The organism is 'Nostoc azollae' 0708 (assembly GCF_000196515.1).
Lineage (GTDB): Bacteria > Cyanobacteriota > Cyanobacteriia > Cyanobacteriales > Nostocaceae > Trichormus_B > Trichormus_B azollae.
Genome location: NC_014250.1, coordinates 1 through 21,875, shown reverse-complemented (window position 1 = coordinate 21,875; position 21,875 = coordinate 1). Strand labels below are relative to the sequence as shown.

Annotated in this window: 8 protein-coding genes; 5 read left to right on the top strand and 3 right to left on the bottom strand. The window is 33.5% G+C overall.

Annotated elements, in window-relative coordinates:
- Positions 1 to 3,206 precede the first annotated feature (3,206 nt).
- Together AAZO_RS25490 and AAZO_RS25485 are read right to left on the bottom strand one after the other, a co-directional pair.
- Entirely contained in the window at positions 3,207 to 6,026 is a 2,820-nt protein-coding gene (locus tag AAZO_RS25490) for a cation-translocating P-type ATPase (RefSeq protein ID WP_013193327.1), read from the bottom strand.
- Between the two features lie 2,224 nt (positions 6,027 to 8,250).
- Positions 8,251 to 8,940, bottom strand: coding sequence for a cytochrome c oxidase subunit 3 (locus tag AAZO_RS25485; protein WP_013193326.1), 690 nt, complete (start codon positions 8,938 to 8,940; stop codon positions 8,251 to 8,253).
- 3,268 nt (positions 8,941 to 12,208) lie between these two features.
- Here AAZO_RS25485 and AAZO_RS43100 point away from each other — a divergent pair.
- From AAZO_RS43100 to AAZO_RS25470, 3 genes are all read left to right on the top strand, one after another.
- On the top strand, positions 12,209 to 12,592 hold the full coding sequence (locus AAZO_RS43100; protein WP_041644174.1) for a TnsA endonuclease N-terminal domain-containing protein: 384 nt from the start codon (positions 12,209 to 12,211) through the stop codon (positions 12,590 to 12,592).
- A 1,748-nt stretch (positions 12,593 to 14,340) separates the two neighbouring features.
- The gene (locus tag AAZO_RS32650; protein ID WP_013193323.1) at positions 14,341 to 14,502 is read left to right on the top strand and encodes a ribbon-helix-helix domain-containing protein; all 162 of its coding nucleotides are present in this window, start codon (positions 14,341 to 14,343) and stop codon (positions 14,500 to 14,502) included.
- Positions 14,503 to 15,034: 532 nt separating this feature from the next.
- Complete coding sequence (locus AAZO_RS25470; RefSeq protein WP_013193322.1) at positions 15,035 to 18,544, top strand: PriCT-2 domain-containing protein; 3,510 nt, start codon at positions 15,035 to 15,037, stop codon at positions 18,542 to 18,544.
- A gap of 800 nt (positions 18,545 to 19,344) precedes the next feature.
- On the opposite strand, the gene AAZO_RS25460 is transcribed toward AAZO_RS25470, so the two are convergent.
- On the bottom strand, positions 19,345 to 19,755 hold the full coding sequence (locus AAZO_RS25460) for a hypothetical protein (protein WP_013193320.1): 411 nt from the start codon (positions 19,753 to 19,755) through the stop codon (positions 19,345 to 19,347).
- A gap of 409 nt (positions 19,756 to 20,164) precedes the next feature.
- Between AAZO_RS25460 and AAZO_RS25455 the strand changes: the two genes are divergently transcribed.
- Together AAZO_RS25455 and AAZO_RS25450 are read left to right on the top strand one after the other, a co-directional pair.
- A complete protein-coding gene (locus tag AAZO_RS25455) occupies positions 20,165 to 20,581 on the top strand; it encodes a plasmid mobilization protein (protein WP_013193319.1) in 417 nt (138 codons plus the stop codon).
- Positions 20,556 to 21,395 carry a relaxase/mobilization nuclease domain-containing protein gene (locus tag AAZO_RS25450; protein ID WP_013193318.1) on the top strand — a complete coding sequence of 280 codons (840 nt, stop codon included), beginning with the start codon at positions 20,556 to 20,558 and terminating at the stop codon, positions 21,393 to 21,395. The genes AAZO_RS25455 and AAZO_RS25450 overlap by 26 nt, the downstream gene beginning before the upstream one ends.
- Positions 21,396 to 21,875: the final 480 nt, after the last annotated feature.

The window sequence follows — 21,875 nt, the reverse complement described above, 5'->3', positions numbered from 1 at the left end:
ACATCTAAATGGTAACAAATCAGTCTTACTGTTTTGGGACACTACATCTTAAGACAAACACTGTTTACAGTACACTCAGAGTGTCCAATTAGATAATTGTTCCTTCCACATTATATTAGCTGCATAACTAGACGATAAGAAAGTTTTACAATCCAGATTGTAGAACTCTTTATTATTTGATGTTTCAACATTTAACTTTAGTATTATTTTGAAAGCTAAATATTTCCTAAAGTAATTATTATTTTCCGGTGTATTCCTACTTTTCACCAACTAAATAATAACAAAGTATAGTGTGTCCAAACTTAGTCGAAAGTTATTATGGAGCCTTTCTACACTAACCAAATCAAGAAAGATGCATGTTACTGAGGTATTCATCATAAGAACTAGAATTTCCATACTTAATAAAAAGTATGAACAACCTTGGATTCTTTACTGGATCTAGGTTATATTCCTTCACTTTAAGATAAAAATCATTAATGCGTAAGTTTGATGAAATCCCAATGGTAAAGTTTAAGTCTACAGGTATGACTGTAAAAATTTTTTGACTATTTCTCGGCGACTTAGTAAATTGTGATAGTAAATTTCATAATAGTTATTTTCACTATGTTCCGGTTAAAATACATTTCTTTATAATCCTAGATTGGTTTTCTTTGTTTTAGCCTAATCTACACAATAATAATGCTCTCAATTATTAAAGTCATATGTTGGTAACAGTCTCTATAAATTGTATACACCAGTAGAAAAGGGAATTTATTTCCAAGGGAGTATCATATCTACTCTTGGACTGAGTTATTGCTATCACAAATGTAAGTATGAAGAATGAATATTAACTTGAGAGGTCGTAGATATTTAGGCTTATATTGATGCTTTAGATTTGAGCTTGATGATCAGGGTGAATATCTCTATGGTAAAGTTTCTAAATATATGTTTCGAAATACTGAATGAATAGAAGGATTTTATAAAAAATCATTTAGATTAATTAGCTAAACTTAATTTAATAGCTTTTGAAGTTAGTCCCTTAGCTATAAAGCCTTAATGTTTAGCTTTATCCATTACTATTTTTCTTGTAAAAATAGCAGAGACTTATGACAGGTCTTATGATTTGTTTATACCTACTGAGTACCATCATCCAAAAATTTTCCAATCATGAATATTGTTTCGATCAGATAATCTTTATTTTGCAAGATTTGTGTCATATCAGTCCTACAAATAACCAGTTAGTTTATCTTATCTATTTCGTTATGATCGGTATATAGAGGATACTTATTCTTTGTCTATATTCATAAATATACTTCGAATAGATATTATTAAAAATCCTTTGAGACTATAGTTTTATTCAGGTAATCCTATTTTTTAGCGACTATTATTTACAATATAAGAAAATAGTTGAGTACCTGAACTTTATTTCCAAATCGATTTTGGATCTTGGGATGGTAAGTAGTTATTTATATTAGGAAATTTTATGAATCTCCATTAAACTATTTTGATTAATGCTGCTAATATTTTTTTGTGATGGTCAGTTTATTTTATTATTTTCTAGCCTAATTTTCTCAAGATAATTTTTGTATAGGTACTTTTATCTAAACACTGACTATCTTGATTTTTAATATCTTTATGAGATCTTAAAATACTTTTGTCACTTGTGTTTATGATTTTGTGTTTATAATCCTTATATAGCTCTTTAACTATTGTAATTTAGCGAATGTAATGATTATAGAATTAATATTTACTTATTCCTGTATAGTATTTATCTTCTATTTAACTTCTAATAAGAACTAGATGTAGGTTAATACAAGCTATTTAAATGCCTCTGGACGTATTTTCTAAAGATACAAAAGTTACCTTTAAAGTACATTTAATACCAGTTTTAAATTTAAGGAATACTTAGTTCAAGAATTTGTTTTCTCCTGAATTAATTCAAATTTTATAATTATGTTTTCCTATATTCAAGGAATAAGGTGTAGTATCTCTTTAATACAAAACTACCCCAATGCTGTGATTGTTTAACAACTCGAATTTCAGCCATGGTAAATGATTCCTTAGCACCCTTTATCTTAAGATTTTTCACGTGTCTTTTTGTTATTTAAACTTCTTTATTCCTCAATTATTTATCTTTAAAATTAAAAGTGATGCATATTTTAGGATATAGAATATTAGGATTTATTTACTTATTATTCTATCATTAAGTGTGGTGGTGTGAGCAATTATGGGATATTTATTGGATCTAGGCATGATAGTTATTTTTATAAAGTTTATGAACTATCTTTGATATTATTGGCTTACTATTAACACATATTTGTATCTCCTTTATATTTTGAATGTCATCTCTTATCTTTAACGTTTTTAAATTTGGTTTTGCTTATAATTAAATATGATTCTGCAGTTCTTAGGGCTTAAATGCTTAATACTCTCAAAACTACCGATATTGGCTACTTTATCAGTACATTTTTTTACTAATTCTTATAATCCACTACATATTCAATATGTATTCTTAAATATATTGCTTAGAAGTTTTTTAACGAAATTTAATATTATTTAGCATCTAAATAATATTAAATTATTACATAACAGCACTTTACTACACTATCTTATTTTGTTTTTCTGTGCCTATATTCTTATTTTCTGCTACCAGTTGACTTAAGTATTAAGAGTAACTACGTTAAAAAGAATTTAAGCAAATATTTATCAAATCTCTATAGCTTTTAGAACAGCCATATCCTTTTTTTCATTGGTTTATCTCTTTAATTTAAATCCAGAGATATTTACTTCCTATAAGGCTAATCTCGACTACATTTTAAATCTAATTCTTCTGAGGTTCCATTAGTTAAAATTGGTTGTTGATTACCCCCTAATTTAAATACCATACAACTTATCAAAGTCACTACTAATCCTTGAGTTAAAGAGAAACAGTATGTAAACCTCGGTGTTGTACGCTTATATAAAATATATCCATTACTAAATGCTTAGTATAATATGGGACTTTTATATATCTGAAATTTTTTTACTATCTGCTATAGTATCATCATCATAATATTATATTCTTTGCTTGACTGTAGTCTAAATATTATGAAGATACATTACCTATGCAATGCTTTAATCTTAACTGATTAATGATGACTGAGTGTTGCTATAGCCTAGATTAGGTTATCCCTTGTAGTATTATATTGTGTTAATGATATTAGTTGATGATTAGTTTATTAATCTTATTAAATTTTATCATTGTTTGTTTTCTTACGTTTTATTTGGATAATAGTTCGTTTTTGTAGTTCATCAGCTATCAATATTAATAGTGGACAAATTGGTAACATTATCCAATAGGATAATGTTAAAGGTGCAGTAGCGAAGATTTTTTGTAAGGTAGGTGAGTAAATAATGAAGAGAAGAAGAAGCCATTCTATAGTAATTCCTATCCAAATTAGATGGTTGCTAAAAATACCCAAGCGCAAGATTGAAACGTCTTCCGAACGACAGGCAAAAACGTTACCATCTTGACAGGCTACTATTACTGCTAGGGTCATTGTTGTTGCCTGATTATAAATAGCCATTGTCGCAACATCAGCTGAGTGAGATATAATACTGAGTCTAATAGCTTGTAGTTCGGTAATATCATAGCCCCACATCCACCAAACTAAGAGAAATCCTGTTATACCCACCAAACCTTCTAGTAGTCCTAAAAAGCAGTAAGCACGTAAGAGTAAGGATGAGTTCAAAAGAGGCTGAGATTTCCCTCGTGGTGGTAACTCCATTGAACCAGCTTCTGGTTTTTCTGCTCCTAATGCCAATGCAGGAAGTATATCTGTACCTAGGTCAATAGCTAAGATCTGGAGAATTCCCAGCATTGGTGGTAGTTTCAGAAATACCATTGCTAGGAATGGTAAAAACTCTGCCATATTGGAGGCGAGAATATAAGTCATAAACTTACGTATATTTTGATATACTGTCCGTCCCTCTTCAATTGCGGAAATGATAGTGGCAAAGTTATCATCTATAAGAATAATATCAGCAGCTTCACGGGCAATATCTGTACCAGTACTTCCCATTGCAATACCGATATTAGCAGCGCGTAAAGCAGGCGCATCGTTGACACCATCGCCAGTGACAGCGACAACATGACCAAGGTTTTTATATCCTTCTACTAACCTGAGTTTCTGTTCTGGCATCACCCTCGCAAATACTAGGTTCGTTTTGTTTTTGTCGAGTATCTGTCGTAACTGAGTATCAGAAAGATGCCCTAATTCTTCTCCTGTAATAATTCTCGCCTTGCCTTTGACTAAACCAATTTTCTGGGCGATTGCAGCTGCTGTTAAGCCATAATCACCTGTAATCATTGTCACTTGAATACCTGCACGATGACAGAGGGCAATCGCATTGGCAACTTCTGGACGTGGTGGATCAATCATTGCTACCAATCCCAAAAAGGTCAGGTCCCGTTCCAATAAATTATTATCAAGTTGTTTCAATTCAGCCCCACCTTGATTTATTGCTACTCCTATTACACGATAACCTTGACTAGCAAGTTTATCATTCGCTACCACAATTTCCTCCCGCTGAGTTGGTGTCAGTTCTAGCTTTCTATCTGCATCCCATAAATATTGTGAATGTTGCAATACATCTAAAGTTGCACCCTTACTAAAAACCAAGTACTGTGAAATTCCAGTATTGTCCAACTGTAAATGTCCTTCTAGCAAAACTGTCATCATTCGTCGATGGGAATCAAAAGGTACTTCCCGAATTCTTGGTGCTTGATGTTGTAACTCCTCCAATTTTAAGCCGGCCTTAATTGCTGCTACTAGTAGTGCTATCTCCGTAGGATCACCTGATCCTAGCCATTGATTGGAATTGCGCGGATGGTTTAATTGTGCATTTGAACAAAGTGCTGCACCAGCTAATAGTAACTGCACGTGAGATTTATATTTAGGAGATATAATTTCTACTTTTCCCTTGGGTTCATAACCTACCCCAGTTACATTAATATGAGTATTCGGAATCCATAATTGGCAGACGGTTATTTCATTTTTAGTTAAAGTTCCAGTTTTGTCGGTGCAAATAATAGTTGTTGCACTCAGAGTTTCTACTGCAGATAGACGACGTACTAAGGCATTTTGGGTAGCCATGCGCTTGACACTAATGGCTAGCGCTAAACTCACAGTAGGTAGTAATCCTTCTGGGACAAATGCTACAATAATCCCAGTTGCAAAAATAAAACTTTCTTTCAGTTCCATTCCTCCCAAGAACTTAGTAAGTAAAAATATTATTACACCCATACTCAAAGCAATAATCGTAATAATGTTAACTACTCTGGAAATCTCTACTTCTAAAGTGCTAGTTTCCCGTTTTACATTGGTTGTAAGATGAGCTACATGACCGAACTCTGTATGTCTACCTGTTGCATATACTACTGCTCGCCCCTGACCAGCTGCAATTGTAGAACCTGCAAAAACTAAGTTGTTAGCTTCAGAAATATGGATATTTTCTGTAGTGATAGCTTCACAGAACCGTGGAACTGCTACAGATTCTCCTGTCAGGACTGACATATCCACATATAAAGATTGACTCTTAATAATTCTCACATCAGCGGAAATCCTATCACCTTCTTCTAACTGAACTAGATCACCGCTAACTAACTCACGGCTAGGAATTACACATAATTTCCTATCCCGATAAACTTTTGCTTGCAAAGGTAACACCTTTCTTAAAGCTGCTAAAGCTTTTTCTGCCTGGAACTCTTGCCAAAAACTAAAAACAGCATTGATCCAAATAACTGCCCAAATTGCCCAACCCAATTCTGGTGTTTGAGAAACAAAAGCTAGAATCCCTGCTATCCATAGCAACAACGCCATGAAGTGTGTTAGTTGGTCAGTAAAACGTAGAATTAAAGGTCGTCTTTCCGGTTCAGGGAGTTCATTATAACCGGACTCCTTTAATCTTAAATTTGCTTCTATCTCACTGATACCTTGGTCGGTTGTTCTTAGATTCTGGTAGACATCTCTAGGTGTCAAGGTCCAAATGTGAAAATTGGAGTTCATTGTAAACGGAAGTTCCCCACTTATTCTTTAATACTCTCCTATGTAGGCGATATTTCACTTTATATATCCTCTACCAATAGTATGAGGATACTATTGGTAGAGGATATAGTATCTGTTTATTGCAAAGTTGCTTCTAGAGTAAAATTTATGATTTTAAGGCTTATGTGTTATTTTTTCATGTTATTTATGATGGTTTATAATTCATATATAACGTTTAAGTCTAACTTTTAGCTCGAATGTTTACAAACTTTCCTTATAATGTAAAGCTAATCTTATAAAGATTTTTGTTATCAGTTGTAATTTCCTGGTAAAGACAATATAGCTGATATTACTAATTTCTAACCACTACTGATTAGTATTCCTCCTCATTTTGCCCAAGATTAATAGTTCTCTAACTGTAAGATTTGCAGAACCTCATATTCTAAAAGATAATGACTATTTATTGGTTGTGAGAACTTAGTCTTTATGTGTTCCTGTACTCTATATAAGAACGCTACTAGACGAGTATTAGTCTAGTACTTCTTTCATGATTTTTATAAGATAAACCTATTTTAATAAGATATTTAAAGATAATCTGATTGAATACTATTGATATAGTATTTCTTCAACTAGAGCAAGTTAATTAGTCTATTATAGATATAGAAAAAATTCTCTTTACTTTACTAGTGCCTCAGAAAGACTCATGAAGAATAGGATAATACAATACTTAAAAGGAATTTTTGGAGCTTTAGGTAAATAGGTAGAGTACTAATTAATTAGCTCTAATGTAGCTGTGAATAAACTCCTAAAGGAGCAATTAGTTAGAATGGGATACATCCAATCAACAATAATAACTACCAAACTTAATGAGGTAAGACCACCTAAACAAATTATAGGATAGTTTTGATATAGTAACAGAGTAGAAGGTCTGATCAACAGCTGAAATAAAATTAAGTTAACTTATTATAACTAGAACCAAATAGGTAACGTAAGAAATCACCCATCCTATTCACTAGTATTTCTGATAGTTCTAATTATATTGTATAAATGCTCAGTCTCTGATTATAGTAATTATTATCGATAATAACTACTGTTAACAATTATCCCAATAGAAGTAACTGATTAGAAATACAAATTAGTGCTCAAAACTGCGTATGGATTTGCTAAGGAATCCTGAATTCCTTACTTTATGTGCATTATACAGAAAGGATATAATTAATTATGAATTACTAATTCATTTCTCTGGATAAATATCAAGCCGTAAAAAATGTGGTTGAGTAATGACTTCGTTTATCAATGACTCTTAACTACGTTAATAAAAATAGAGTTGGACTCAGTGTCTTTAAAATAAGTATATATAAACAGGTTATTTATGGTAGTATGAGTAAGAGGTTTTCAGAAATACCTAAAATTGTAGGAGAGCTATTTCAGGGAACTGATTTCTCCAGTTTGTAAACAACTACCCTTCGTATTTTTTTGTTTGAATTTTTGCCTGAGTCTCGGTAAAGCTTCCAAGATTATAGGCCAAAATATATTTTATATTTTCGAGCGCTACTTTATGCTACTCTAGCGAAAGTAATTCTATGAGCAGGACTGTATAATTAGTCTTTCTAGTAGTTCTTAAAAACTTATATTAGCTAAATTAGATATTTGGATATTGTCATTATTATAGAATGTAACTTAAGAACTATGTTCCCTAGATTTATCACAGAGATTTTTAAATTAATCGGTTTTATTCAAGAATTAATAATATTGTGTACCCGTCAGAATTCTTAATTGGACAAGCGTTCTAGCAAGAAAATAGATTATCTGCAAATTATACAATTCCTGGTAATATGGATTGTATTTAGTCACTGGGTAATATATAGACTAATAAATCAAGATTATTCACAAGAGGCTGAATTTCTACATTCCTAATACCATATCTTTTGTAGTCAATTAGTATAAAATATAAAATTTACCCATGTGAATATAATCTAGAAATTAAATTCCTACACTAGTACGGAATAATGGTAGTGCATTGATTTTGAGTTTATGATTGGTAAATTATATATATAGCCTTGATCCCAACGCCAGTTGAAGCCCTATAAATTTAATTATTCACAATTTAAGTCTTATTAAAACGCACATTTACACTGCGTAAGTACTAGGTAAGATATAAATTTACATAAGTAAATAAATAGGAGTTAATAGAATACCATCTTGAATTTTTTAGTCCTTGCTATCGAACTGAGAATTTTTATGTTTACCAGAGATAGAGAAGGGAGAATAAAAAGACCCAAACTATATCAACAAAATGCCAAAATAGGGTAGTTGCACTTACACCAAAATGACCTTTGTCGTAATTCCCTGGAATGAAAGAACGACTCAACATAATGACCTGGAGAATTACACCAATAAGAACGTGCAAACCGTGGAATCCAGTTAATAAATAGAATGTAGAACCAACTAGTCCTGTACTTAACCTAAAATCCAACTTATTCCACTCTGTTCCTTGACCGATTAAGAAAAAAATCCCCATACTGATTGTCATGAATAACAGCAACCGAAATTTCTTCAATTCACCATGCCGAAGAGAATTTTCAGCTGATTGAATGACAAAACTACTAGAGAGTAACACCACCGTATTAATAACTACAAGGGTATATAATTGCGGACCTGAAATCCCACGTGGTAGCCAATTTCCTGAGTGTATTAACCGCAGCCCAAGGTATGTAAAAATAAGACTTAAAAAGACAATGCTTTCCGATAAAAGGAACACAGTAAATCCAAAAATTGCCTTTCCATGGTGGTCTTGAGAAAGTCCACCACGAATTGGTAAGTAACGCTTTAACCAAAGTGGTAAGTATTTTCGGTACTTTTCTAAAGCAATGGGACTTTCATCTATATGAATTACACCACGATTTATTGATTGATAGTTTTTATTCTTTGTCATTATTTTTACTTTCCCTACTGAAGATATTTATAATGTTCTACTTAGTTAAGTATTCAGGATAAGCATAATCATTTTAAAGTTCATCATTCTATAGGAAAAATAGCTTCTCCTATATCAAATTAGAGAGCTATAATGAATAACCCTAGTGTCCAAAAGTACTGATTTTGGATAGATTGGGATCTTATATAATAGACTGTTAGCCCCTATCCTGAATTTTAAAGAGTCAACCTATTACAAATTCTAGTAAAATGGCCCACTTCATAGCTTCAACTAAAGGTTCAATATATAAACCGTATACATAAAACAGTTGAGTGTCTTAATAAACTCATAACAATACTAGGTAAGTTGAAAAATCAGGAATAGCAAGATCAATAGACTTCCTAGGAAATATAGTGAGAAAAATGGCGATCACAACATAACCATATTCAGAAAAGAGACTTTAAATGAACGTATATTATGTGTAAAATAATCAATAACCTTGGAATAGAGTGAGAGAAGAACTATTGCAATCATAAAGTTTATAACTATCAGGTAGATGCTGTCAGAATATAGGTAGATTTTAAATTGTTAACTCTAAGAGTTAGGATATCTTCAGCCATATCAAGAGTGGTAGCCTTTATTTCTTCTTGGTAAATATCTTCAAACATACCTTGCAAATAATGTCCCATTTACAATGGAGTCGTTAATCATTCTACTAAAAATATAATTACCTCATTGATAATTAAAACTTTAGGGAAATATTCATCATTAATATACTTACCTAACAGCTATTTTACCTACTTAACCTAATGTTTTCTAATACCTCCTAAACTAGGAATATTAATTCTAGTACCAATCTCTTGCAAAGATACTCAGGGTAGATCATTTATTAATTTATCATGTATCAGCAAAACTACAACTTAAATGTAATAATGCTCATAGACGAATTCCATTAAACGCTTAATCTTAACTAAGATATTAGGATAAATGCCATAAACCTCATTAACAAAATGTACTACAGCCTTACACTATTCTCAAGTGAGAGCTAAGAACTTTCATTCCATAACTTCTCTTTGAGTCAGTACGTTAACATCCATTTTCGTAAAAATATCATAAAATAAAGTACCTATCAAAAGTGTGATAATAAACTTATCCTTGTCAATTGCAACCTAACGATAAATAATCATATCTTCTTCAGATAGCGATTTTTTTGCAGTGGTCGTAAGGTCATTTTTTACCACAACAAACAATACTAATAAGAGTAATAGATTAACGTTACCTAATTTAGAATTTCAGTTTCTTGAACAGATTTGTCTGCTCTTATATCTCAAAATACCCGACATGCTCTAAGGTAAGTTTGAGACTAAAATAGGTCATAATGTCATATAAGATAGTTTCTACGTACTAATAAGTTAGTACTTAATAATGACTCGAGTAAATTTCCACTCTAAATCATTACTTCATATTAATTTAGACTGAAAGCTAGAACCATATAAATATAAACAACCTATTTAGAGGAAAGTTTATTTAACAAATATACCAAATAATTAACGATTATTAATTATTTGGTATATTTGTAGTTAGTATAAATTCTTGGAATGAGTTAGGGTTAATGAAAAGCCACATCCTTAATCGTATTATGTTACTGATAAAGTCCTCCATATGGGAATGAGGTTCACTGCAATAGGATTAACTATTGTAGTGAAGTAAGAATTCTACCAACCAGGTATTAGTCTCAGCTTCGGTCTCAGGTTTATGTAAGTAGTAGAGAGTTCTAATGATTTCTCCGACAGTACGAAAAGGAGATATCACCCATCATCTATACTTCCCTGAAGGTAAATGGGTACATATTTCAACCCCAAAATAAAATATAATCTCTTGGAACATTAAGCTCTTAGTAATAAATTCATTGTCCATATACAGCATTTAATGAACGCCTTGAAAGAGAAAGTTTGTCTGTAAATTACGGGACATAGAGGCAAACATAAACTGTAGTAATACCTACATATCCTCAACATAGAAATAGTAGGAATTTTACTATACAACACTACTATCCTTATGAACAAAACTCTAAAGTATTAAAAGAGGATACCCTCACCTCAGATGTATGAAGATTTGTACTTTAATATGTTTAAAGTCTAACGGAATCATATCAAAATGACAAAGTTGATTGCTATATTATGAATATAAGTAAACAGTAAAAAAGTGTCGCGTTCGTAAACCCCTCTGTCAAGATAAAGGTTGACAGCAGTGGTTGACTTGAAAGAACGTACTAGAATAATGACGTGACATAACCATCTAAAATGTCTATGACATCTTCTCTGAATAGACTAATTGCCTATACGGTAGATAAATACCAAGATTGGAGCAGCAAAAGCTTTCTACCTTGCTTAACTGTTCAAATATTTTTTGGTGATATAATAAAGCCTAACCATTCTGACATATTAATAAGATCTTCTTATACTTACTTGATACTTTTATGAAGGCTCTTACGCAGTATCAAATCAAGCAATAGCTTTCCACATCACTGAAAAAATTCTTATCTTGGAATATCCGCATTTGAAAGTATAGGATTTCATTGCAAAGCAATGAAAAATTAGCTGATATTTTTCATCGTCATATCTACGTCAATTTATAATCTTTACTATTATAAATAGTAACAAAATTATATTAGTAATTTTTGGGCTTTTATAGGGATTCCTTATAGTATATATACACTCATAATTCACCTCGCAAATTTGATAATTAGAGTAGTTCTTGAGTGGTAATAGAAATTCTCAAACTTGAAGATTTTACTCTAAAATAGCTATTAATTAAACTTTTGTAATTCAGTTTAAATGCAGTTTTTCTTGGTATGATCCCAGTGGATAAAAAGTATGTTCTAGTACTAAAATGATCCGTGTTTTGTAGAGGTATAACTGTGCTTTTACCTCAAAAATAGCCAAATTTTGAACCATAAGCTGACCAAAAATTCACCGAGCTTCACACCTTGCAGCAAAAAGTTAGATAAAATTTTGTACCAATAAATGGCCGCGTGTTAAAAAGGTAAATCATAATAGAGCCTAGAGTTGTCTAAACCCCAAACAGTCAAAATTGCCCAAATCCAACAGCAATGTCATCAACTTGGCTGCCAAGTTATGGTTCAAACAAGCTGTGAGGGACAGTATTTGTTGATTGTAGTCAAGGTAAAAACTCTTTTTATCAGCACCCTCGATGTTGCAAATCAATGAACTCAGAAGAATTTGAGTATTGGTGTAGACAGCAATAACTAACAGCACAAACAATAGATTTGATTCCCAAAATTCGTGCTACTCCACCCTCACGTCGTATACAGGAACGAGCCAAAAACGTGAGTGGAGTATACCCTAGTCGGAAAATGGGTCAAACCATCCAATTTGAAAGCCACACCGTAGAATTGTGGGCAATTTACCAGATGGAAAACGACCCAGAAGTCTTAGAATATTACTACCAGCTCCCACCCTTCAAAATTCAGTACAAAAATGCAGTCGGACGTAACATAAGTCATTACCATACCCCTAACTTCTTTGTATTACGCTCCACAGGAGCAATCTGGGAAGAATGGAAAATAGTCAAAGAATTAGAGCGACAGCATTCAGCAGCGATACCTAGTGCTTTCCAGGTGTCGTTAGTCAGTCTAAATGAGCAGACTTGACGATAATCATCGTTTTTGAGTGTAAATTTCCCTTGAATATCCCGTTTCAGATAACCCTTACCATGTAATATACAGCTATATTAACAAATTTCTAATGTGTACTACATGGTAAAATAGATTTTATACTTTAATTTTTTTTTTGATCCATAATATGTACATCTACTTTGTGAAACATATCTATGCCACAAAGCTGACTTGTTCCTTTAAATTACAAGTACTATACCGTTTATTCTATCTAGTAAACTCTTAACTAAGTTAATAAGGTGGAATTATAAATCATAACTAAATTATTTATGAAGCTACCCATCTTTAGTAACTAGCCATACCTGATAGCATTAACTTACCAGTTAGATTACTGTAGACTCTCATAATTAATCTTGAGTTTTAAGTAATGCAGTATAATTCACTCCACATTTAAATATCAGCTTCTCTATTATTTCTGAAAATACTTATTTTTATACATATTAAAGGATATTGAAATATGGCACAGTTTACAGAGTACCAGTTATAGTATAGTAATATACTAAGGTCTATAAGGGGTTGTATTAGAAAGTTAACTCTACTCCTATCATAATTTCCGTTAGTAACTTTAATACCATCATATTAACTAATTACGGATTTAACAAGACAATAAAGCCAAATTGAGCTAGATTTACATTTACTATTGGTAGGGGAAAGACCACCCCCCATACAACAAGATATTTAGACTTATATTAAGTAATTCTTAGCAATGATACAGTTAGAACATTTCTCAATCTGACTAGATCGGTATTAGTCTAAATATTGGGCATATTCCACTTCAAATTTCTCACCCGTTAAGTAATTCCGTCCATAAGTCAATATGCCTTCTATAATCCACTTATTTATTAATGAGCGAAGAATATTTGACATATTCAGATTTAGGAGATGACTTGGTAATTCCTCTAGTTTAAGGCCTCGGCAATCACACTATGCAATTCACAACAACCACTCTCTATCATATTAAGTATTAACAGATCATTATACCGTTGCTGCTAAATACAATAATTAGCTATATCATTGAACTGATAACAAGGACGATAGCTACTTCTAATTCCTCAAAGATTATAGTTACTTTAGCAAATACGTAGTAAGCATTACTGCCAAAGGCTTCGCACTAAACTCTTATAACTACAATCTCAACTATTTCAGTAACAATTTGTGAATTAATGAGCTATTCATGTTGGAAGATTTAAATACCTTACACTCTACATCTAATTGTTTTCTGCCAGCGTTTGGAATTGTGCTTGTTAAAGCTAACTTATAATTTTATCCCCAACGGAATATTAAGAACTCTTAAGTGTGCAAGGATGCTTTGTAATACCAGTTCTGCTTTCTTGGAATTAGATTCATAACTCATAAGTGAGATCCTGACCTCCAATGATAGTAGTTAGGCCAGATTTTAAAAGTTAGTTGGATTGGATCAGCGAATCTAAGGCATTGGAGTATGTAGTTGTTATAGTTATGATTATTGGTAAGAATCTAAAGATTCTTCAACCTAGAAAATTTAGGGGTACAACTGCCTTAAATTGATACATCGAGTTTAGGATAAGCCTAAATGTCACCTTCTGGCTTTTCTTACGTTGGTTAGGTAGTTATTTTTCGCTAACAATGCTAGTATAACGTCTATTAGAGACTAGCATATGCTACTAGCCACTAACCTAACTTATACTTTAAGCACATTAAATAAGGTATCCTGATACTAATAGTGCCTAGAAATATCTAAATAAATGCCAAAGTATAAAGGTAAAAGAGTAAATGTCACTTTCCCAGTTGAGGTTTATGAACGAGTTGCAGGATTAGCCAGTGATGAAACTAGAACAGTAAGTCAAATGATTGTTGTGTTATGTCAAGAAGCTATGGTAGCTAGGGAGAAGAAGTACGAAAAATAGAATGACATATTTAGCAAAAACTACAATAACAACAAAATTAACTTTCATTAAGTAATTTGAAGAAAAATTAGGTTTTTGCTAGATTCCAAATCACCAAAAGTCTTGTACTATTTAGCTATTACCTAATACAAGGAGATACGGAGATGAATACAAGGGAACCAAACAGAAAAAAGACAAAGCGCAAATAAATAAACGCTTTGTCTAGTAGTAAAAAATTGAATCTTCTATGCTTTTAGAGCATTTTCAGAGCGGGAAGCTATCTTAAATGTTCCAAGAAGTGGGTCAAAGTATGGAAGCTTGAAAGTCACTGCTTGGCATGACGAGATTTAATCCACGCTACTAACTTATATTATATGAGTTACTGTGGAAATTTGTACACTTTTACAGTGGAATTTTGCATCAAAATTTATCATTTTTCCTTGGAAATAGAAAAAATTTAGAGTCGCAAAACAGTAAATTTCATGAATATGAGTCATAGCAGTGGGCTTACCCCCTCCAAAAGCTGAAAAACCAGTTATTAGAGGGTAATCCTGTGATAAATAACCATCACGCATTGCAGCTAAATCTTGAACAAACACCGAAGTTAAAATTTGCTGTCAACACTTATGGCAGAAATAAAGACTGGGATTTTAAGAAACTAGCTGCTAACTTTCAAGATAAAGAAGGCACAATAGAGAACGTTAAAGAACATATTAAAGCAGGTCACGCTGTTTGTGCCAGCTTATTGGGTAATAAATGGCGGAGTAAGGCCAATGTTATCGGTTCTCAATGGTTATTACTTGACATCGATAATTCTGATATGGCCCGTGATGCAGACGGTAAGCTAATTAAGGATAATTATGGGAATTACATCAAAGTTTATAAGCACCAGTTAACTATTGAAGAAGCCTTAACCCATCCCTTCATTAGAAAATACTGTGCTTTGATTTATACCACTGCTAGTCATCAACCAGACTGGCATAGATTCCGACTTATTTTCCTTCTGCCAGAATATGTTGAGGGTGCTGACATTGTTGAAACTTGTATACACCTCTTAATGCAACATCTACCCCATGACCGTGCGTGTAGAGATGCTTCTCGTGTCTTTTACGGTAATACAGAAGCAGAATTCCTGTTGGTCAATCCTGAAGCTAGTTTACCAAATGAATGGGTAAGGGAAGCAATTACAATCACACAACAGGAACGTAGTGAGTATCAGCTACACATTCAAGAAATTGAGTTACGGCATAAGAAGTGGCGTGAAATTTCCCTTATTGAAGGCTGGGATATTGACCAGCTTATTAAGAACGCACTTTCATTAATTCCACCGCGTACCCTTGGGAGTGGAAACTATGATGAATGTCGCCAAGTACTGATGGCTTTGGTCAATCACTACGGGGCATCTGAAGCAGAAATTATTGCTGAGAAATGGTCGCCTTCGATCAAGGGTACAACTTGGAACATTCGTGCCAAAATCCGCAGTTTTAGGCGTGGTGGGATTACGATCGGTACACTATTCCACATCGCTAAGGAGTATGGTTTTCACTTTCCAAAACGGCAGTATGAAGTATCCGAAAACTATAAAGGACTCACTAGTCCTCAAGAATGCGAACTAGGACAATTCAGAGAAGATTTGACCAGCTTCCAGAATTTATTAAAACAGGCGCTTATACCTTTTGTTAAAGGTGCTAAAGGATTTTCCACTCCCATATTAAGGGGAGCACAATTCGTAAGAGAGGAACCAAAACTTGAGATTAACTCCCCAATACGTAAGTTCATCGTCTATAAGCCGGGGAATATCCCATACAAAAACGAATTTATAGATGACATCTATATTGAATGCCAAGCAGGAGAACATATCGCCGCATGGGTCGAAGCAATTTCTAAAGGCTGGACACAAATTTTAGACAATTCTCATCCAGGTCAGGGTAAATCTCACAATGCTGGTAAACTGACGGCTGCCATGTTCGGTACAGATAAACTAATTTACCAAGATGCAAACCACAGAAACCCATCTACCTTACCGATTGAGATTAATTTTGTTGACTTACCTGTGCGGCACAACGGCTTGAAAATTGACACTAACCGTACTACTCCAACTGGTGCTAATTTTCTAGTACAACCTAAAGTGGGTGAAACTCCTGATACTGATAGTAACTGTAGGAGAACTAGTTTATTTGGTGCGTTCCGTGATAAGAACTTTGCTTCTTTAGATTTTGAAGAAAGTGCTATTAGCCCTATCTGTAAGGGTTGTATTAATCACAATCAGTGCTGTTTCACTTATGGTGATGGTTTCGGCTTCCGTTTTCTAAAGCAGATAGTAATCCAAAATTACGCCGAAATTCGAGCACATCCTGACTCTACCCCAGTTGTTTTAACTAACGGTGCTAATGAACCTTTCACTGTGGGACGGATATGGGAAGAAGCAGGAAGTCTTATTAAGCCTGTGCGATCAATTGAAGTACGACTACAGGATTTTGATACTACCATTGGTTCCTTAATTGCTGGTGGTTTACCAACTGAGGAATGGGTAAAACTCCAGCAGTATTTACCAGTTTTACGATCACTTCTTAATGGAGACATTAAACCTAATTCTCGTTATGGCTTTAACGATGCTGAATTAAGAGAACAATTAGGTGAATTTCCGTCTGGAATAGACATTAAAATAATCCGGCAAATATTACAGCCTAATTTAGAATTCTTGGGTGACCTGGATTCTGTTGATATCAATGGTGATCAACAACTACGAAAAAGTGCTGCCGCTCATTTTGCTGCTAAACGTGTAGCTAAGGAGAGCGCCCAACAAGCGGGTAAACAGTTCTTTGATTTACCCAATTACTGGTTACCTGATTTCCTCGAAGCTTGGAAAGGTGAGGGTTCCCTAGCTTATAAATGGGGTATATTGACCATTTATCGCCCTAATACTAAATACAGTGAATTAGCTTACTCAGCCCAATTCAATATTTACCTTGATGCTACTATTAGGCCAGAGCATTTGAAATTGAAACTTGGTTACAATGATTCAATATTAGTCATCCAGCAGTCTCGTCCTGACTACAGTAATTTAAGAGTAGTTAATGTCATAGGGCTCGGTAAGTTGCCTAAAAAACGGTCAAGCTCCTTAACTGAACGTGTTCTTTCCCTCAAAGAAACTTTTCGTAAGATACACAAGAAACTGGGGATTATTGAGTGGAAACAACTTGCTATTAAGACGGAAGACTATATTGAATACAGTCACTTTGTTGATGGTCGTGGTGTTAACCGCTTTAGTGAATGTGATGTCATTGCTTCTTTTGGCATTCCGTACCAGAATATTGGTGTAGTAGCTGCACATATAAAAGTAATGACTGATGAGGCAGTCCACGTGGGAAATTTAGAAGGCATCTTACAAAAATATCTCACCGAGTTAATCAGGGGTGAGATTATTCAAGAAATTGGTCGATTACGCGCTCATCGTCGCTGCAATGAGGAGTTAATATTTTACTTCTGTGCTGACTATGACTTGAGTTTTTTGTTAGATGAACTACCAGGTGTAAAGTTAGAGGTTATAGATGCCTGTACTTTATGTACGGAAGCTGGTAGCCGAGATCAGCAGACTGGACATGCCATTATCAAGGCCTTCAACCAGCTTTTGGAATCCCAACAGAAAATTTGTCAAACGGCAATTGCAAAAATTATAAACACTACGCAAGGTTGGGTAAGCAGATTTACCCAACGTTGGGGTGGTTGGGTTAGGTTTAAAAAATTATTACTTTTACTATTAGATAGTTTTCATAGTGATAGTAATAAAAATCTCACAGACCTCAGCGATGACGAAATTTGGTTTGCTCGTGAATACTTCCCGACACTACTTGATAAAGCTAGATCATTACCTGAAGATCCTATTGAATATATAGCTGAAGTTACTCTAACGGTTACTAAACCTGTAATGTCGCCCATTCTGCGCCATTTTAGCCCTGCTGTAAAAACTGGTTTGCTGTTGATTGTTTTATCTTCTCTGGCTACTGAGGTTTACTTGCACTTTCTCCTGGTACAAGCCGTGACCAATCCGATAGTTATCTGAGATAATTGATCAATTTTCGTTTCTACTAATACACTGGTATAATATATGTTCTTGATTTACGATCATGTACTTATTTATTGAGTGGACATTCTGTTTATTATGTCTTGTCATCCAATTATTAGTGTGTAAAGAACTTATATAGTATTTTTCACATTAAATACAAACTAAACCGACTTGTTACTCATTCACTGATCAAGGTGAATTTCAGAAAAATTTTTGACTATACAAATGATAGATAGTAGGAACATTTTTGTTTCGAAGTGAAATCTTAAATTGCTAATAAGTCTGATAGCTAAATTTGTCATATGTTAATTTACAAGCCAATATAGTGCCATGATCTCAATACTCTTAAATTCAGTTTTTATCCCTCCCATTTCACATTGTCTCATAATTTGATTACTGATTGCCCTATATACGTACGTTTGGTGAATCAAGAAGAATGAAATTTTTGTAGGTTCAATACTTAGATTGACTAAGATATCTTCTTCCACTTTCTTACCCATCTTGTTTTCATAAAGCGTTTTTAGTTTACTCTATCTGCTGTAGCTAACGACCTAATTAGTACTTTTAGCAATGACGTAACTTTTGTTCTGCATTACCTGCCTACTTACGCAAATACTTCCGTCAGTGCTTCTTCAATTTGTTTATCCGTGTAGTATTTTTTTTGAAGTGCTTTAGCAAATCTGATTCTGAAATAAAACTTGCTAAATCATAAATGTTTTATGTACAGGCTATACCAACCCAACATATATATCCTTTTATCTTATTTATTTATCTTTATGTTTCTGCACTACTAGCTGTTATCTTTTAGTTTTACCATTCCCACTTTTTACAGTTTGATCTATTGATCTTTCACTATTTGCTTTAACTGCTGGCTGCTTTGCTGTAGTAATAGTACTTTTTAATACATTATTCTCCTCTCCTAGTTTTACTTTTTGATGGTGACTGTTGCTTTTATTCAACTCACCTATTAGATGTTCAATTTTCTCACCACTTAAATTAATTCCCAAACCTTTCAACATTTCTGATACTTCATCGTAAGTGTACCCGTACTTGGAGGAAGTTAGTTTTGCAATGTATCTCCTCATTTTCCTGACTGTAGTTCTGTCTGATACATCATCTTGTTCTTTCCGCTTCTGTTCTTTCAATAATGAGATACCATTATCAGTCTTATTTTTAGTGGTTACCTCTGATTCCTGATACTTAGCCATTGTTCTTTTACCTAGTGATTGATTATTAATTATCTGTTATTTGAAAACCTCCGTACAGATCTGGTTTAGGAATCCTAAATAATTTACTCTTACCACTACGCTGGATGAGTTCTTATTCTAAGACATATCTCAAATTTAGAAGTTTTCTAGTACTTGATTATTAAATAATATGGTTATGCCGTTGTTATATTTTCCTAATTGTTATAACATTATTGTTATAACATTTAATTAGCTCTGCAGCTACAATGTATATTGTGCTAAAATTATATAATCTATTTGTAATTTTTTCTTAGAAGCTAGCCATGCTTTTCTGCTAACGCTCGACTTAACTATACTTAGAGAGTGGTTTCTTTAGGTAGTTAAACCCTCTAAATCTCTCTGTAATACTTTATCTTTTATATCTTTAACTATGTCTCGTCGTAAGCAGTCAAAAAGAGTCATAAGAAACCATCTTTTCTCAATGAGACTGAGTGATATCGAATTAGATTTGCTTCGGATAAAGTCAAGAGATGCGGGAATGTCAGCGAGTGAGTTGATGAGGCGTAATGGGTTGTTGCAACCACTCCCCAAACGACTGAGTAAAATTAGCTTACAAATATATTTGGAGTTAGGACAAATTGGTAATAGCTTAAATCAACTTGTTGACGTCATAAAGATAGCTATAGAAATGGGCCGTACTCCCCCAGTGCACCTGGAACTGTTAGAAAAACTGTTGGAAGTATTGCACCAGTGTAGACGAGATATTGCACAAGTTGATACGAAAGGAGATAACGACTGGGAGGAAGAAGAGGAAAATACTGATGATTGGGAAACAGACGAAGGGTAGGGGTTTTTATAAACTACTGGATTATTTATATAACAGTAAAGATGCCAAATTAATTGGCGGTAACATGAGTGGTAGAAATTCTAGAGAACTAACTAGAGAATTTCGACTATCTCGACAATTAAATCCAGATGCTGAACGTGTTGTTTACCATGTTTCATTATCAGCGGCTAAAAATGATGTGATTTCTGAAAATAAATGGTGTGAAATTGGCAATCGCTACATGAAAGAGATGGGTTTTGATGCCAATCAATTTGCTATTTTCCGTCATACAAATACTGACCATGATCATATTCATATTGTTGCCAGTCGTATTAGGATGGATACGGCCAAAGTTGTGCATGATTCCTGGGATTATCTACGCTCTGAAAAGGTGCTACGCCAGATTGAGATTGACTATGATTTAGTGCGAGTCCACGGTAGTAGAGAAAGATTAGATCGTACACAAAGTATAGGACAATTTCGGCGTATTAAAAGAGAGCAAGAAGAATATGAAATGGGTAAGCGTGATACTCTTCCAGAACCTAGTATTAAAGAGCTAGTTCAGCAGAAAGTTTATAACTTATCTATTGATCATCCCCAGATGCCAATCTTAATTATGCGCTTGCAGCAAGCCGATATTAGTGTAAGGATAGGATTTACCAGAAATGGTAAGTCTAAAGGTATTTCCTACCAGAAAGATGGAATTGCGTTTAGTGGTACACAATTAGGTCCAGCTTATACATTCCGAGGATTACAGAAATATCTTCGAATTGACTATCAATCACAACGGGATGATGTGCATATTGAATATCTGTTAGATAATCCTCTTAAGTAAACTCTAGAGAGTTAATTATATATAAACATGGATGATCTCTGAAAATCAACCTCAACTTTTTACTGTTGATAAACTAAGCTAAACTAGAATTAAGTAGCTGACTCATATCGCTATTGTAGTGTGGATTTATAAGATTTATTAGTGATTAATTGAGCTGAAGACACTGTTAATAGAGCATTATTTTAAATAATCGGTCGCTTCCTGATGTGAAAGAAATTATACTAGTCGGTCTTGCTTCATGGATTACTGATCAAGCTGAATTATTAATTTTAATTGCTAATGAACATTTGGTATTTAATAGAGAGTAAAAGTGGAGTGAACTGGGGTTTACTCCACTAGTATAGGATGAAAGCCTATGTCTAGTCTTACAGCATTCCTTGATTTAAAATTGCGGTATCTCCAATTTCCTTGTATACCGCTATTACGGCAGTACAAGTTATATTAGATGAACGATTGGCAAGATATTGTTCTTATCAAGCA